Source organism: Streptomyces sp. E2N166 (genome assembly GCF_003671715.1).
GTDB classification, from domain to species: domain Bacteria; phylum Actinomycetota; class Actinomycetes; order Streptomycetales; family Streptomycetaceae; genus Streptomyces; species Streptomyces thinghirensis.
The window spans coordinates 567,913-582,041 of record NZ_RAIF01000012.1; the positions used below are offsets into that span (position 1 = coordinate 567,913).

15 protein-coding genes and 1 other RNA gene are annotated in these 14,129 nt (G+C 72.8%); 8 read left to right on the forward strand and 8 right to left on the reverse strand.

The features are described 5' to 3' along the window. Positions 1-2 precede the first annotated feature (2 nt). Together EBH09_RS10290 and EBH09_RS10295 are read left to right on the forward strand one after the other, a co-directional pair. The gene (locus EBH09_RS10290) at positions 3-521 is read left to right on the forward strand and encodes a DoxX family membrane protein (protein WP_121746706.1); all 519 of its coding nucleotides are present in this window, start codon (positions 3-5) and stop codon (positions 519-521) included. 45 nt (positions 522-566) lie between these two features. Then, positions 567-911 carry a MazG-like family protein gene (locus tag EBH09_RS10295; RefSeq protein WP_121746707.1) on the forward strand — a complete coding sequence of 115 codons (345 nt, stop codon included), beginning with the start codon at positions 567-569 and terminating at the stop codon, positions 909-911. Positions 912-1,032: 121 nt separating this feature from the next. Here the strand turns inward: EBH09_RS10295 and EBH09_RS10300 are convergent, their stop codons facing one another. From EBH09_RS10300 to rnpB, 3 genes are all read right to left on the reverse strand, one after another. Continuing rightward, positions 1,033-2,022, reverse strand: coding sequence for a polysaccharide deacetylase family protein (locus tag EBH09_RS10300; protein WP_121746708.1), 990 nt, complete (start codon positions 2,020-2,022; stop codon positions 1,033-1,035). A gap of 34 nt (positions 2,023-2,056) precedes the next feature. Next, positions 2,057-3,058: a glycoside hydrolase family 11 protein gene (locus EBH09_RS10305; RefSeq protein ID WP_121746709.1), complete on the reverse strand. Its 1,002-nt coding sequence runs from the start codon at positions 3,056-3,058 to the stop codon at positions 2,057-2,059. A 511-nt stretch (positions 3,059-3,569) separates the two neighbouring features. Further along, positions 3,570-3,983, reverse strand: an RNA gene (gene rnpB / locus EBH09_RS10310) — RNase P RNA component class A. A gap of 53 nt (positions 3,984-4,036) precedes the next feature. Between rnpB and EBH09_RS38740 the strand changes: the two genes are divergently transcribed. Then, complete coding sequence (locus EBH09_RS38740) at positions 4,037-4,309, forward strand: hypothetical protein (RefSeq protein WP_238697260.1); 273 nt, start codon at positions 4,037-4,039, stop codon at positions 4,307-4,309. Between the two features lie 589 nt (positions 4,310-4,898). On the opposite strand, the gene EBH09_RS10320 is transcribed toward EBH09_RS38740, so the two are convergent. Both EBH09_RS10320 and EBH09_RS10325 read right to left on the reverse strand, forming a co-directional pair. Continuing rightward, complete coding sequence (locus EBH09_RS10320; protein ID WP_121746710.1) at positions 4,899-5,729, reverse strand: AraC family transcriptional regulator; 831 nt, start codon at positions 5,727-5,729, stop codon at positions 4,899-4,901. A gap of 27 nt (positions 5,730-5,756) precedes the next feature. After that, positions 5,757-6,326, reverse strand: a complete 570-nt coding sequence (locus EBH09_RS10325; protein WP_121746711.1) for a Uma2 family endonuclease — start codon at positions 6,324-6,326, stop codon at positions 5,757-5,759. A 173-nt stretch (positions 6,327-6,499) separates the two neighbouring features. Between EBH09_RS10325 and EBH09_RS10330 the strand changes: the two genes are divergently transcribed. The 4 genes from EBH09_RS10330 (at position 6,500) to eda (ending at position 9,465) form a co-directional block, all read left to right on the forward strand. After that, entirely contained in the window at positions 6,500-7,261 is a 762-nt protein-coding gene (locus tag EBH09_RS10330; RefSeq protein WP_121746712.1) for a MerR family transcriptional regulator, read from the forward strand. Then, entirely contained in the window at positions 7,258-7,872 is a 615-nt protein-coding gene (locus EBH09_RS10335) for a hypothetical protein (RefSeq protein ID WP_121746713.1), read from the forward strand. The genes EBH09_RS10330 and EBH09_RS10335 overlap by 4 nt, the downstream gene beginning before the upstream one ends. A gap of 51 nt (positions 7,873-7,923) precedes the next feature. Then, positions 7,924-8,706 (forward strand): peroxide stress protein YaaA, encoded by a 783-nt coding sequence (yaaA, locus tag EBH09_RS10340; protein ID WP_121746714.1) that lies wholly within the window; start codon positions 7,924-7,926, stop codon positions 8,704-8,706. A gap of 75 nt (positions 8,707-8,781) precedes the next feature. Continuing rightward, positions 8,782-9,465 (forward strand): bifunctional 4-hydroxy-2-oxoglutarate aldolase/2-dehydro-3-deoxy-phosphogluconate aldolase, encoded by a 684-nt coding sequence (gene eda / locus EBH09_RS10345; protein ID WP_121746715.1) that lies wholly within the window; start codon positions 8,782-8,784, stop codon positions 9,463-9,465. On the opposite strand, the gene EBH09_RS10350 is transcribed toward eda, so the two are convergent. Genes EBH09_RS10350 through EBH09_RS10360 form a run of 3 tightly spaced genes read right to left on the reverse strand, consistent with a single transcriptional unit; the run spans position 9,440 to position 12,274 of the window. Continuing rightward, complete coding sequence (locus tag EBH09_RS10350) at positions 9,440-10,621, reverse strand: histidine phosphatase family protein (RefSeq protein ID WP_193776302.1); 1,182 nt, start codon at positions 10,619-10,621, stop codon at positions 9,440-9,442. The genes eda and EBH09_RS10350 overlap by 26 nt on opposite strands. Positions 10,622-10,667: 46 nt before the next feature. Then, positions 10,668-11,411, reverse strand: a complete 744-nt coding sequence (locus tag EBH09_RS10355) for a C4-type zinc ribbon domain-containing protein (RefSeq protein WP_193776303.1) — start codon at positions 11,409-11,411, stop codon at positions 10,668-10,670. Then, on the reverse strand, positions 11,408-12,274 hold the full coding sequence (locus EBH09_RS10360) for a Nif3-like dinuclear metal center hexameric protein (RefSeq protein WP_121746717.1): 867 nt from the start codon (positions 12,272-12,274) through the stop codon (positions 11,408-11,410). Before EBH09_RS10360 ends, EBH09_RS10355 begins: the two co-directional genes overlap by 4 nt. 196 nt (positions 12,275-12,470) lie before the next feature. Here EBH09_RS10360 and EBH09_RS10365 point away from each other — a divergent pair, with 196 nt between their 5' ends. Then, complete coding sequence (locus EBH09_RS10365; RefSeq protein WP_121746718.1) at positions 12,471-13,637, forward strand: hypothetical protein; 1,167 nt, start codon at positions 12,471-12,473, stop codon at positions 13,635-13,637. Positions 13,638-14,129: the final 492 nt, after the last annotated feature.

Genomic DNA, 14,129 nt, shown 5'->3' on the forward strand with positions numbered 1-14,129 from the left:
ATCTGGGGCTGCTGCTGCTCCGCCTGGGTACCGGCGGCGTCCTGGCCGCGCACGGCGCGCAGAAACTGCTCGGCTGGTTCGGCGGCGGCGGCATCGAGGGCACCGGCCAGGCCATGGAGGCCATGGGCTACACGCCGGGCCGGGCCAGCGCCACCGCGGCCGGCCTCGCGGAGGCGGGCGGCGGAACGCTGCTGGCACTGGGCCTGGCCACCCCGGCCGCGGGCGCGGCGGCGGCCGGCGCGATGGTGGGCGCCGCGGCGGTGCACGCTCCGAACGGCTTCTTCGCACAGACCGGCGGCTACGAGTACGCGGTGTCCCTCGGCCTGACCGCCGCCGGCCTCGCGGTCACGGGTCCGGGCCGCCTCTCCCTGGACCACGCGCTGGGCCACGCGGTCGACCGGAACTGGATGGTCCCGGCCGCCCTGGCGGCGACGGCCGCGGCCACGGCGGTCGTGGTGGGAGCCCGGAACAAGCGGGTACGGAAGGCGGCGGAGGGCGAACAGGAACCGCTGTTCGACTGACGCACCGGTCCCGGCCGCCCCGCCCTCCGTGGCAGGCTGCCCCGCATGAGCGACGACCGCGACGGCACGCCCACCGGCCTCTGGGACACCATCGACGACCTGTGGAAGTGGCTGGAGGCCGACCAGCCCGTCGGCGGCAGGGAGGGCCTCCTGCTGCGCATGCTGAAGCTGTCCGAGGAGGTCGGCGAGGTGTCCGAGGCGGTGATCGGCGCGACCGGCCAGAACCCCCGCAAGGGCATCACCCACACGTGGGACGACGTCGAGGCCGAGCTGTGCGACGTGGTGATCACGGCGCTGGTGGCACTGCGGACGCTGACGCCGCAGGCACGGGAGGTGTTCGCGCGGCATCTGGCACGGGTGGCGGGTCGGTCGCTGTCGTCCGGCACGTGAGCCCGGCACGTGAGCCCGGCACGTGGGCCCGCTGCGTGGGTCCGGTGCGTGGGTCCGGTGCGTGAGGTGCTGAGGCGCCGGGCCCGGGGTGTCCCCCGGGCCCGGACACACGCGGTGCGGGTCAGCCCGTACTGCAGGAGACCGTCGGCCAGGTCCAGTTGCCGTTGGCCTGGATGGTGGCACCCCAGTTGTCGCCGCTGCCGTTGGACTTGGCGGTCAGCGTCTGCGCGCCGGGATAACTCGCGTCGACGTTCCAGGTGGACATGACCTTCGCCGGAGACGGCACGTTCATCGTCACGGTCCAGTCACTCGCCCCGCTCACCGAGACGTTGAGGTTGTACCGGTCCCCCCACCGCTGCCCGGCGGACACCGTCGCGACGCACCCGGCGCCCCCACCGCCACCGCCACCGCCGTCACCACTCCCGTCGGGAGCGACGGCACGTCCGGTCTGCGGCGAGATCATGCCGGCGCACAGGCCCTTGCTCGCCAGCGTCTGCGCGATGCGCGGGACGGCCGCGAGGGTGTTGGCCGGCCAGTCGTGCATGAGGACGACCTGGCCGTTGCCCAGCCGGGAGACGGCCTGCACGATCGCGTCGGTACTGGCGTTGTTCCAGTCCTGCGAGTCGACGTCCCAGATCACCTCGGTCAGCCCGTACTTGGCCTCGACCGACCGCAGGGTCGCGTTGGTCTCGCCGTACGGCGGCCGGAACAGCTTGGGCGTACCGCCACCCGCGCTCGCGATGGCCTGCTGGGTCCGGGAGATCTCGGAGTCCATCTGCGACTGGCTGAGCTGGGTCATGTGGGGGTGGGTGTAGCTGTGGTTGGCGACCCACATGCCGGCGTCGACCTGTGCCCGGACGAGGGACGGGCTCTGGGCCGCGTACTGGCCCTGGTTGAACATGGTGGCCCGCAGCCCGTTCTGCTTGAGCGCGTTGAGCAGGGCCTGGGTGTTGCCGGAGGGGCCGTCGTCGAAGGTGAGTCCGACGTAGCCGTTGCAGGCGGCGGCCCGCGCGGGGGCGGCGTCGGCTGCGACGGTACCCGCCGCGGCCAGCGCGGCGACGGCCAAGCCGGTGACCAGGGAACGTAACCCGGGACGGATTCTGCTACGCATACGAGTAAGTCCTCCTCACTCCTCGTGCCGGGGCTCAGCCGGCGCTGCAGGAAACCGTCGGCCAGGTCCAGTTGCCGTTGGCCTGGATGGTGGCACCCCAGTTGTCGCCGCTGCCGTTGGACTTGGCGGTCAGCGTCTGCGCGCCGGGATAACTCGCGTCGACGTTCCAGGTGGACATGACCTTCGCCGGAGACGGCACGTTCATCGTCACGGTCCAGTCACTCGCCCCGCTCACCGAGACGTTGAGGTTGTACCGGTCCCCCCACTTCTCCCCGGCGGACACCGTCGCGGCACAGCCACCGCCGCCACCGCCGCCACCACCACCGCCGCCGCCGCCCGTGCCGCCGACGGTGATGTTGGAGCTGCCGCTGCTCTGGTAGCCCTCGGTGGCCATGATCATGTAGTAGCTGAAGTTGCCCAGCGGCATCCCGGCCCGCGACCACGCGTCGAAGTGGTTGCCGGTGGTGATGGTGCCACCGGTCCGCTTGGACTGCCGCACGCTCCAGTACTGGTCGAAGGTGCGGGTGCCCTCGACGGAGGGCGCGTTGTAGCGGGTCGTCTTGTAGATGTCGTAGGTGCCGCCGTCGGTGGTCACGGTGCCCTTGTACTCGCCCGTGGGCCGGTAGGTGCCCCAGTTGTCGACGATGTAGTACTCGACGAGCGGGTTCGACGTCCACCCGTAGAGAGTCAGGTACGCGTTGCCGGACGGGTTGAAGGTGCCCGAGTACTGCACGGTCCGGCGTCCGCCGTTGCTCCAGCCCTTGCCCGCGACGAAGTTGCCGGTGTTGCGCCAGGAGGTGCTGTACTGGCCGCCGGACCCCATGTCCATGGAGACGGTGCCCTGGCTGTCGGTCCAGAACGAGTAGTAGTAGCCGTTGTTGGTGCCCTCCTGGTTGGTCGTGACGACCGTGCCGGCGTGGGCGGTGCCCGGCAGCATAAGCGCGGCCAGGGCGGCCAGCGTGAAGGCCCACGCACTTCTGACGAGCAGCGTGACGGTGCCGCTTCTGCGACGCCCGGGTCGGACGAGCACGTTCATGACGGTGCTTCCTCTCCGTGGGGGTTCCGTGGGGGTGTGACAACGGCGCCAGTGTTGGCCCGCACCCGTCGGGCGTCAACAGTTTCGGTAAATCTTTCGAAACCTTCGCCCCTGCCACGCCGTTCACAGATCGACAGAAAGAGCAGCTCAACCCAGCTAAACGGATTGAGGAAGCTATCAAGTCGCACGGCGCGCGACACCATGATCAGAAATCACAGCACGACTCATCGAATGTTTCGTTGAAGCCGATGCCGTCTGGACGACGGCGGGCGGGATCACGGATTCCCGGAGAGGCAGCACACCAACTCGCCGACGAGGTGGGCTTCCACGCCCGATACGCCGCCCACGGAGACCTGGCACGAGGCAACTCCCGGACGGCCGCGCCGAAGGCATCAGCGGCATCTGCCATGCCGGCGTTCGCCAGAGCCGGGAGCTTGTCGAACCACTCGTCCGAGTCGAACCACTCGTCCGACCCACCTGGCGACGTGGGGCGCGCTCCAGCTGGTGGCGGCAGACGAGTCGGGCTGTACGCCGGGTTCTGTTCCGGTGGGTCCTCGCGGGCCCGCCGGCGACGGCCATCCATCTAGGACCGGCGTTGCCGCCGGTCTCGTGCGGTCTACCCGCGGACTCGGGCGGGCAGCCCTCGTACGTCCGCGCAGAGACGCCCTTTCTTCCGAGAAGGCGTCTCCTTTTGACCTTGCTCCGGGTGGGGTTTACCTAGCTGCCCAGGTCGCCCTGGGCACTGGTGGTCTCTTACACCACCGTTTCACCCTTACCCGGCGCCGAAGCGCCGGGCGGTCTGCTTTCTGTGGCACTGTCCCGCGGGTCACCCCGGGTGGCCGTTAGCCATCACCCTGCCCTGTGGAGCCCGGACGTTCCTCGGGAAGTCCCGCAAGGGACTCCACGCGGCCGCCCGCCCGGCTCGTCTGCCGTGTGGACCATGGTACCCGGCGTGGGCGCGGCACCGACGTGGTGGCCGTGGCCAGGACCGAGCCGGTGAGAATCAGGGCGAAGGCGGCCAGGACGGTCGAGGTCAGGGGTTCGTCCAGGAAGAGGACACCGGCCGCGACCGCGATCGCCGGGTTGACGTACGTGATCACCGACGCACGGATCGGGCCGGCCTCCTTGATCAGTTCCAGGAAGGCCACGAAGGCCACCGCGGTACAGACGACACCGAGGCCGGCGAGGGCGGCGAGGATGTCGGCCGGGGGCAGGGCCGCCGGGCGGGTCGCGGCGGCCGCCGGCGCGTAGACGACGGCGGCCAGGGCCAGGCAGGGCGTGATGAGGTGCAGCGTCGGGACGTCCTTGAGGTGTCGGGCGGCGATCAGGGGGGCCGTGGCGTAGCCGATGACCGTGACCGTCACCTCCGCCAGGGAAAGGGCGTCGCCGCCGGTCAGGTGGGGCACGGTGAGGACGCCGACGCCGCCGAGACCGAGGGCCAGGCCCGTGACGCGGCGGGTGCCCAGCGACTCCGCGGCGCCGAAGAAGCGGGACAACAGGACGCCGACGATCGGTACGCCCGCGATCAGCAGGCCCGCCGTGGAGCTGGAGAGGTGACGTTCGGCGTCGGTCAGGGTGTACCAGGGGCCGATGATCTCGATGACCGCGAACGCCAGCATCGCCTTCCAGTGCGTGCGCACGTTCCGGACCAGGCCCGGTTGGCGCAGCGCGAAGGGGAGCAGGAGCAGCGCGCCCAGCGCACAGCGGGTGAACACCACTCCGGACGGGGACACGTCGTCCACCGCCACCTTGATCATCAGGTAGGGGATGCCCCAGACCACTCCCATCAGGGAGAACAGAAACCAGCCGCGTGCAGTCATGCGGCCGAGTCTCGGCCGGGTCAGGCGGTGCCGTCTTGAACGCTGTTGCGGTACGCCGCCGGGGTCACGCCGAGGACGCGGCGGAACCAGCGGGTCAGGTGCGCCTGGTCGGCGAAGCCCACCAGCGCCGCCACCTCGGCGGGGCGCAGGCCCGCGTCCAGGAGCCCGCGCGCCCTGGCCACCCGGTGCTGGGCGAGCCAGGCGTACGGCGGGATTCCCGTCGTCGTACGGAAGGCGCGCAGAAGTTGGTAGCGGGACAGGCCGAGGTCCGTGGCGAGGGCTGCCAGGGACGGCGGGGCGAGGAGTTCGTCGGCGAGGCGGTCGCGTACGACGCGCGCGATGCGGTCGGCGCCGGGAACGGTGTCGCCGGTCGCGCGGGCCACCGAGTGGCGGCGGGTCAGGGCCGTGAGCAGCCAGGGCAGGCGGGACTCGGCCTCCAGGGGGTCCGGGCAGCGGGTCAGGTCCGTGTGCGCGGCGCGCAGGGCGGCGGCGAGTTCCGGGTCCTCCAGAACGGGCTGACGGAAGTGTGGGAGGCGGGTGCCGCGGGTGCCGTCGGTGAGGAGGTGCGGGGCCGCGTACAGGGCGCGGTACGAGTAGCCGTCGGGGGCCGCCGGGCCGCCGGTGTGCACTTCGCCGGGTTCCAGGACGACGATCGATCCCGGGCCCGAGTGGATGTGCCCGCCCCGGTAGGCGATGACCTCCAGGCCGCCGACGGTGACGCCGACCGTGAACTCGTCGTGGGCGTGCGGGGCGTAGACGTGGCGGTCGAAGCGGGCGGTGAGGAGGTCGAGGGGCGGGCCGTCCGTTCCCAGCCGGGCCCTGGTCCACCTTGCCTGCTCACGCGCGTCCACCGCTCCCCACCCCCTGCCCCAACGGGATCAGAGGAAGTCGGCGGTGTCCAGTTCCAGGGCGAAGGGGGCGGGGAGGGTGAGGGGTTTGCCGAGGGGGCGGGTGCGGTGCTCGCGGTAGTCGTCCTGCTCCGGGTCGCTGAACAGGGTGACCGACGATGCCTCGCGGTCGACGAGCAGGTAGAGGGGGACGCCTCCCCGGGCGTAGCAGCGGCGCTTGGCCTCTCGGTCGGCCCGAGGCTTGGTGGAAGTCACCTCGAGGACCAGCGCGACGCCTTCGCAGGGCATCCAGGGCTCGGCACCCCGGTAGAGCCGCAGTTCGGTCGGGGCGAAGGTGCCGTCCGGGATCGCGTGATCCTTCGGGCAGGCGCCCCCGCTCTTCAGCTTCAGGCCCTTGTTCCCGGAGAAGTCCATGTCCGTCCGGGACCGCCTGATCACCTGCTTCATGATCAGATTGATGTAGTCCTCGTGATCCCCGTCCGGCGGCGGCGTCACAACGATCTCCCCCTCGATCAGCTCGGCCCGGAAGCCTTCCGGCGTGTCCAGGGCGAGGAACCCCTCCAGCAGGACCTCCGCCTGCGTCAGCGGCTCGTGGGCCATGGCAGTCATGTCACGCCCCTCCTTCGGTCGCTCGCCAGACTGGGACATCGGCTGATCACCTGTCCGAGAGATCGGGATCCGTTCCCTCGATCGTGGCACACGATCACGTCGGCCGTCAGAAGCCGGACCGGCGCGCTTGACCCTGTCGCAACGTCAACGTCTCTACTGAGGTCATGCGGATCGGAGAACTCGCCGACGCCGTCGGCGTCACCACGCGGACCGTGCGGCACTACCACCACCAGGGCCTGCTGCCCGAGCCGGAACGGCTGGCCAACGGCTATCGGACGTACACCCTGCGGCATGTCGTCGTGCTGGCGCGGATCCGGCGGCTGACCGAGCTGGGGCTCGGGCTGGCGGAGGTGCGGGACGTGCTCGCGGACGAGGCCGGGAAGGATCTGGCCGAGGTGCTGGAGGAACTGGACGCGGATCTCGCGCGGCAGGAGGCGGCGATCCGGGAGCGGCGGGTGCGGTTGCGGGCGCTGCTGGAGACGGAGGGCGGGCTGCCTGCCGAGGGGCCGGTCTCGCCGGAGCTGGCGGAGCTGTTCGCCGGCATGGGGGACGTCTCCGGCTCGCCGATGGCCCTTCGGGACCGGGAGATGCTGGCGTTGCTGGAGAGCACGATGGCACCGGAGGACCGGGAAGGGCTGCTGGCCGCGCTGCGCGGTGCCCTGGGTTCGCCGGAGGCGGTGGCGCGGGCCCATGCCGCCTATGCGCTGCTCGACGAGCTGGCGGACACCGGCGCCGACGATCCGCGGGTGGCGGAGACGGCCCGGGTGCTCGCCGACTGCCTGCCCGCCGAGCTGTTGCCCGAGGAGGACGTCGTACTGGACTCCGGTGGCGGTTTCCTCGGCGCCCTGTACGCCGACTTCGCGCCCGGGCAGGCGGAGGCGATCCGGCAGGCCATGGAGATCGCGTCGAGGGGGCGGCGGTCGTGAGGGGGCCGTCCTGCGTCACGGTCCCGTACCTCCTGGTGCGGCACGAGCTGCGGCTGCTGGCGAGTCTGTGGCTGTGGGCGGCGCGGCGGACCGAGGGGGCGACGGCCGGCGGGTCGGTCTTCGGGTACTCGCGGGGACAGGGCGCGATGATGTTCGGCTTCGGGTTCGTGTGCGTGATCGAGACCGTGATGATGTCCGTGCTGCTGCGGGACTGGCCCACCGCGCACCACGTGGTGCTGGTGCTGGACGTGTACACCGTCGTCTTCGTCGTCGGGCTGCACGCCGCGTCCGTGGTCCGTCCGCACGTCCTGGACCCGGGCGGCGGCACGCTGCGGATACGCCGGGCCGTGCACCTCGACGTACGGATACCGCTGGAGCGGATCGCCTCCGTGCGCCGCGAGCTGCGGACCACGCACGAGCGGGTGGACGGTGAGCTCGATCTCGCCGTCGGGTCCCAGACCTCCGTGACGGTCCGTCTCGCCGAGCCCGTCACCCACGTCACCTTCCTCGGGCGGCGGCGCGAGGTGCGCGTCGTGCGCTGCCACGCCGACGACCCCGGCGGTCTCGTACGGGCCGTCGAGCGGGCGCGGGAGGGGCACGCCGTACCCTGACCAGGAGCCTTGGAGCTCAGGAGCTCAGGAGCTCGGAGTGAAGGAGTACGTGTGCTTGTCCTGCTGCCGCCGTCCGAGGGGAAGGCCGCGTCCGGCCGGGGCGCCCCGCTGAAGCCGGAGTCGCTGTCCCTGCCGGGGCTCGCCGCGGCCCGGGAGACCGTGCTCGGTGAACTGGTCGAGCTGTGCGCCGGTGACGAGGAGAAGGCGCGCGAGGTGCTCGGGCTCAGCGAGGGGCTGCGCGGCGAGGTCGCCAAGAACACGGAGCTGCGGACGGCGGGGGCGCGTCCGGCCGGGGAGATCTACACCGGTGTGCTGTACGACGCCCTGGACCTGGCCTCGCTGGACCCGGCCGCCAAGAAGCGGGCCGCCCGTTCGCTGCTGGTGTTCTCGGGGCTGTGGGGTGCGGTGCGGGTGACCGACCGGATTCCGTCCTACCGGTGCTCGATGGGCGTGCGGCTTCCCGCCCTCGGGGCGCTGGGGGCGTACTGGCGGACGCCGATGGCCGAGGTGCTGCCCGAGGCGGCCGGGGACCGGCTGGTGCTGGACCTGCGTTCGTCGGCGTACGCGGCGGCGTGGAAGCCGAAGGGGGAGGTCGCCGGTAGGACGGCGACCGTGCGGGTGCTGCACGCGCCGACCCGCAAGGTGGTCAGCCACTTCAACAAGGCGACGAAGGGGCGGATCGTACGGAGCCTGCTGGCGTCCGGGACCGCGCCCGAGGGGCCGGCGGAGCTGGTGGAGGCGCTGCGTGACCTGGGGTACGAGGTGGAGGCCGAGGCGCCCGCGAAGGCGGGGAGGCCGTGGTCGCTGGACGTGCTGGTGGCGGAGATCCACTGAGCCGGCACCGCAGCACGTGTTGCGTATGTCGCAACGGTGATTGCACGGGCTGCTTCCCGACGGCACGATGAGGTCATGAGCTCACCGCTGCCCTCCTCCCCGCACACCTCGACCCCGCCCGCCTCGACGCCGTCGGTGCTGGACCTCGCACCCGTCGTTCCCGTCGTGGTCGTCGACGACCTCGCCGACGCCGTGCCGCTCGCCCGCGCGCTCGTCGCCGGCGGGCTGCCCGCGATCGAGGTGACGTTGCGGACGCCGGTCGCCCTCGACGCGATCCGCGCGATCGCCGGTGAGGTACCGGGTGCGGTCGTCGGCGCGGGCACGGTCATCACGCCGGGCCAGGTGGGCGACGTCGTGGCGGCCGGAGCGCGGTTCCTGGTGAGTCCCGGGTGGACGGACGTGCTGCTGGAGGCGATGCGGGCGTCCGGGGTGCCGTTCCTGCCGGGGGTGTCGACCACCTCGGAGGTGGTGGCGCTGCTGGAGCGCGGGGTGCGGGAGATGAAGTTCTTCCCGGCCGAGGCCGCGGGCGGCACCGCCTACCTCAAGGCCCTCGCCGCCCCGCTGCCGCAGGCCCGCTTCTGCCCGACCGGCGGCATCGGGCCGGCCTCGGCGCCGGAGTACCTGGCGCTTCCCAACGTCGGCTGTGTCGGGGGCAGTTGGATGCTCCCGAAGGACGCGGTGGCGGACCGTGACTGGGGGCGCGTGGAGCGGCTCGCCCGCGAGGCGGCGGGGCTCAGCGCAGGTGGGACGTGTCGTTGAACAGACGGACGCTGGCGCCGCCGTCCGCGTAGTACGCCACCGCCGACAGCGACGCCGCCGACAGTTCCATGCGGAACAGCGACTCGGGCGGGGCACCCAGGGCCAGCCGTACGAACGTCTTGATCGGCGTCACGTGGGAGACCAGCAGCACCGTGCGGCCCGCGTAGGCCGCGGCCAGCCTGTCGCGGGTGGCGGCGACCCGCGCGCCGGTCGCCGCGAAACTCTCGCCCCCGCCGGTCGGCTCCGCGTCCGGCGAGGACAGCCAGGCGTCCAGGTCGTCGGGGTACCGCTCGCGCGCCTCGGCGAAGGTCAGCCCCTCCCAGGCACCGAAGTCGGTCTCCCGCAGGCCCTCCTCGACCGTCACCTCCAGGCCGAGAAGGTCGCCGCCGCTTCCGGAGAACCGCTTCTGCGGGGTGAGGGGCGTCTCGCCGTGCCGGAGCAGGACGAAGGTGGCGGGGGCGCCCATGTCGGGCGGTCCCCAGCCGGGCGAGGCCACGGTCTTCGCGGCCCGCACGTCGGCGTCGGCCGCGGCGTCGGCGGAGGGACGCGGGACAACGGCGGTCTCGGGGGCTGTCCGGGCCGACTGAGCGATGCGTTCGCCCACGGCGGCACCGTCACCGGAGCCGGGGGCGCCTCGCTCCGCGCCCGGCTCCGCGCCCGGCTCCGCGTCCGCCCCCGCGTCAGCCGCGGCCCGGGCATCGCCCGCGTCCAGTTCCGCCGTCGACAGGGACGGCGACCACCGCTCGCCGCGCGCCCCCGCGTCCATCGCCTCGTTGGCCAGGCGGTCGGCGTGCTTGTTGCTCGCGCGGGGGATCCACTCGTACGTCACCCGTCCCGGCGGGAAGACGCGCGCCGCCTCGGCCGCCAGCGGCTTCATGTCCGGGTGCTTGATCTTCCAGCGGCCCGACATCTGCTCGACGACGAGCTTGGAGTCCATGCGCACATGGACGGCCGCGTCCGGGTCCAGCTCCTTCGCCGCGCGCAGGCCGGCCAGCAGGCCCCGGTACTCGGCGACGTTGTTCGTGACGACCCCGAGGTACTCGGCGGCCTCGGCCAGGGTCTCCCCCGTCGCCGCGTCCAGCACCACGGCCCCGTAGCCCGCGGGCCCCGGGTTGCCCCGCGACCCGCCGTCGGCCTCGACGACGAACTCCCGCACCGGACCGGCCGCCGAAGCCGCCACCGTGCCTGCCACCGGACCGGCCCTACAGTCCGGAGTCGGCCGTACGCACCAGGATGCGGCGGCAGTTCTCGCAGCGGACGACCGTGTCGGGCGCCGCCGAGCGGATCTCGCTCAGCTCGGTGATCGCCAGCTCCTGGCGGCAGCCCTGGCAGCTGCGCTGGTACAGCTTGGCCGCGCCGACGCCGCCCTGCTGCTGGCGCAGCTTGTCGTAGAGCTTCAGCAGGTCGTCGGGGACCGAGCCCGCGATGACCTCGCGCTCCTTGGTCACCGAGGCCGCGTCGCCGTCCAGTTCCTCGACGGCCGCGTCCCGGCGCGCGGCGGCGTCGTCGAGCTTCCCCTGCACCGCGCCGACCCGCTCGGTCAGCTCGGCGACCCGCTCCTGCGCGGACTCGCGGCGCTCCATCACCTCCAGGACGACGTCCTCGAGGTCGCCCTGCCGCTTGGCGAGGGAGGCGATCTCGCGCTGGAGGTTCTCCAGGTCCTTGGGAGAGGTGACGGCGCCCGAGTCGAGGCGCTGCTGGTCGCGGCCCGCGCGCTGGCGCACCTGGTCGACGTCCTGCTCGGCCTTGGTCTGCTCGCGGGCGCAGTCGCTCTCCTCGGTCTGCGCGGCCACGAGCAGGTCGCGCAGTTGCGTGAGGTCCTTGGTCAGCGACTCGATCTCGGCGTGCTCGGGCAGGGAACGGCGCTTGTGCGCGAGCTGCTGGAGCCGCACGTCGAGGCCCTGGACGTCGAGGAGTCGGATCTGGTCGGCGGGCGCGGCTTTCAGTTGGGGGCTCCCATTGTGTCGGAGGTCGGGGCGGACGCCGCGTGGGCGGTCCAGGGGTCGGTGACCGTCTTGGAGACGTGGACCCGGAGGTCCCAGCCGTTCCGGTCGGAGATCTCGTCGAGCTGGGCCGCACCCAGCTCGCACCAGGGCCACTCGGTGGCCCAGTGCGCCGCGTCGAGCAGCGCGAGGGGGCTGTGGGCGCGTTCCGCGGTGAACTCGGAGACGGGGTGGTGACGGAGGTCCGCGGTGAGGAACGCGTCGACGCCGGCCGCCCGTACGTGGTCGAAGAGGCTGTCGCCGGAGCCGCCGCTGACGGCGACCGTGCGGACGGTCGCCTCCGGGTCGCCGGCGACGCGGATGCCCTGCGCGGTGGCGGGCAGCCGCTCGGCGGCGCGGGCGGCCAGCTCGCGGACGGTCAGCGGATGCTCCAGTTCGCACACCCTGCCCAGGCCCCGGCGGCCCTCGGGGTCGCCCGGGTCCGGCACGAGGGGGCGTACGACACGGAGGCCGAGGGCGCCCGCCAGCGCGTCGGAGACGCCCGGGTCGGCGGTGTCGGCGTTGGTGTGGGCGACGTGCAGCGCGATGTCGTTCTTGATGAGCGTGTGCACCACGCGGCCCTTGAAGGTGGACGCCGCGACCGTCGTCGTTCCGCGCAGGTACAGCGGGTGGTGGGTGACGAGCAGGCCGGCGCCCAGCTTCACCGCTTCGTCGACGACCTCCTGGACGGGGTCGACGGCGAACAGGATCCGGGAGACCTCCTGGTCGGGTTCGCCCACGACGGTGCCGACCGCGTCCCAGGACTCGGCCCGCTCGGCGGGCCACAGGTTCTCCAGCGCGGCGATGACTTCTGACAGACGGGGCACGTAGGCAAGGCTACCTGGCTGATCTGTGCCGTTGTACCCGCAGCGTGCCCCCGTCAGCCCACGCTCCGGCACAGCACACGTCCCGCCCTTCCCTCAGCCGAATCGTTCCTGTGCCACACGTATGTGTGATGGCTCCGGCGGCCGGTCCCCCGCCCGCGCGTGCGAAACTAGCTTCGTCGCCGGAGGTGACCGAACGATGACGGTCTGTGCGATCGAGCCTTCGGCGGACCCTGGTAACGGCGGCCCCCCGCGGGCGGGCTGCAGCATCACCGCGGAGGGCGCCTACGCCGCGCGACTCGCCCGGAGCGGAGACTCCTGGTACCCGGAGCGCTGGACCCTGGACGGCCCCGAGCCGTACACGGTGCCGCTGCCCGGCAACCAGCCGGAGGAGCCCGGCACCGAGGTGCAGCCGATGGGCGACGGGCGAGTCCTGGTCCACCGCGTCGCGGCCGGGCGGCATCTCTTCGCGCTGCTGTACCCGACCGGGCCCGGCACCGGCGAGCTGCCGCTCGGCGCGGTGGAGCGCCCCGAGGACACCACCGTGCTGCGGCTGCTGCCGCCGGCCCCGGGCGGCGAGCGGGCGTACGCCCTGGCCGTCGGCCCGCGGGCGACGGTGCTGTGGCAGGTCGCGGGCGGGGCCGCCGGGCCCGAGCGGCTGGCGGAGATCCCCGGTCGCTGCTCGGGCGGGGCCTGGCTGGACCGCACCGGCCGGATACTGGCCGTGGACCGGGAGACCGGCGGCCGCACCAAGGCGGTCGTGGTGGACCTGGAGCGGGGCGGCGAGGTGTCGCCGCTGCTGCAGATCGCCGCGGACAGCGACGACCGGATACTGCTGGCCGATCCGGACAGCGGGCTGGTGCTGATCCGCTCGGACGCGCCCTCGCCGGGACAGGACCGGCTCGGCTGGGGGGTGCTGGGCAGCACGCTGCCGGTGCGCTTCCCGGAGTGCCTGCGGCTGCCGGACCGCGTCGTGACGCCGTTCGCGATCCAGCCCGGCCAGGCGCTGACGCCGGAGCGCTGCGCGGTGGCGCTGCGCGTGGACGGCGCGTTCGGCAGCTGGCTCGGGGTGTGGCGGCCCGCCGAGCGGCGGGTACGTCATCTTCCGGCTCCCGAGGGGTGGTTGACGGGCGCCGGGCTGTGGACCGCGGACGGGGAGCTGCGGCTGCCGTGCTCCACACCGCGATCGCCGTGCGGAGTGGCGCGGTTGAGCGCACCCGACGCGGGCGGCGAGCGGGTGGAGGATGCGGAGGAACCGGCTCCGGGCGAGCCCGGCGAATCCGACGACACGGACACTCCGACGCCCGTTCCGCAGCGCCCCGTACCCCTGCAACAGGCCCCGCTGGCACGGCTTGTAACGAAGTAGTGCCGGTTGGCGTGGCCGCCTGGATCCGGGCCGAGGTGTGCCGGTTACACTCGCCCGGCTGTAGGAAAGATCATGTTGACGGGGTGAATTCCTTCCGATGAACGACGCCAGCACGACCCAGCCGATGCAGGCCGACGGTGCCGACGTTCGCGAGACCGGCACCGGCCACGGCCGGCACCGAGGACCGGTCTCCAGTCAGGACGGCGCGGCGACTCCACGGGGCCGCCACCGCAAGCCGGCCGAAGAGTCCGGAACGGCGGCCTGACGGCACGTCGAGAGGCAAGGCAGAGGCACACGAGGCAAGAAGCAGGCAAGCGGCTCCGGCCCCGTTCGTCACGCGACGGACGGGGCCGTTGCCGTCATCCGTACCGGACGACGGTGTCGGCGAGGACGGGGGCGTCGTCCCTCTCGACAGCGCTCACGGCCACCCGCACGGAGCCTCCGCCGGCCGGCCCCGGGCCTCCACCGCCCGTCACCGAGCCGCCGCCGTCC

Coding starts and splice junctions, on each gene's coding strand:
- EBH09_RS10295 (WP_121746707.1), top strand. CDS start 567: ATGAGCGACGACCGCGACGGCACGCCCACCGGCCTCTGGGACACCATC.
- EBH09_RS10300 (WP_121746708.1), bottom strand. CDS start 2,022: ATGCGTAGCAGAATCCGTCCCGGGTTACGTTCCCTGGTCACCGGCTTG.
- EBH09_RS10305 (WP_121746709.1), bottom strand. CDS start 3,058: ATGAACGTGCTCGTCCGACCCGGGCGTCGCAGAAGCGGCACCGTCACG.
- EBH09_RS10325 (WP_121746711.1), bottom strand. CDS start 6,326: ATGGCCCACGAGCCGCTGACGCAGGCGGAGGTCCTGCTGGAGGGGTTC.
- EBH09_RS10330 (WP_121746712.1), top strand. CDS start 6,500: ATGCGGATCGGAGAACTCGCCGACGCCGTCGGCGTCACCACGCGGACC.
- eda (WP_121746715.1), top strand. CDS start 8,782: ATGAGCTCACCGCTGCCCTCCTCCCCGCACACCTCGACCCCGCCCGCC.
- EBH09_RS10365 (WP_121746718.1), top strand. CDS start 12,471: ATGACGGTCTGTGCGATCGAGCCTTCGGCGGACCCTGGTAACGGCGGC.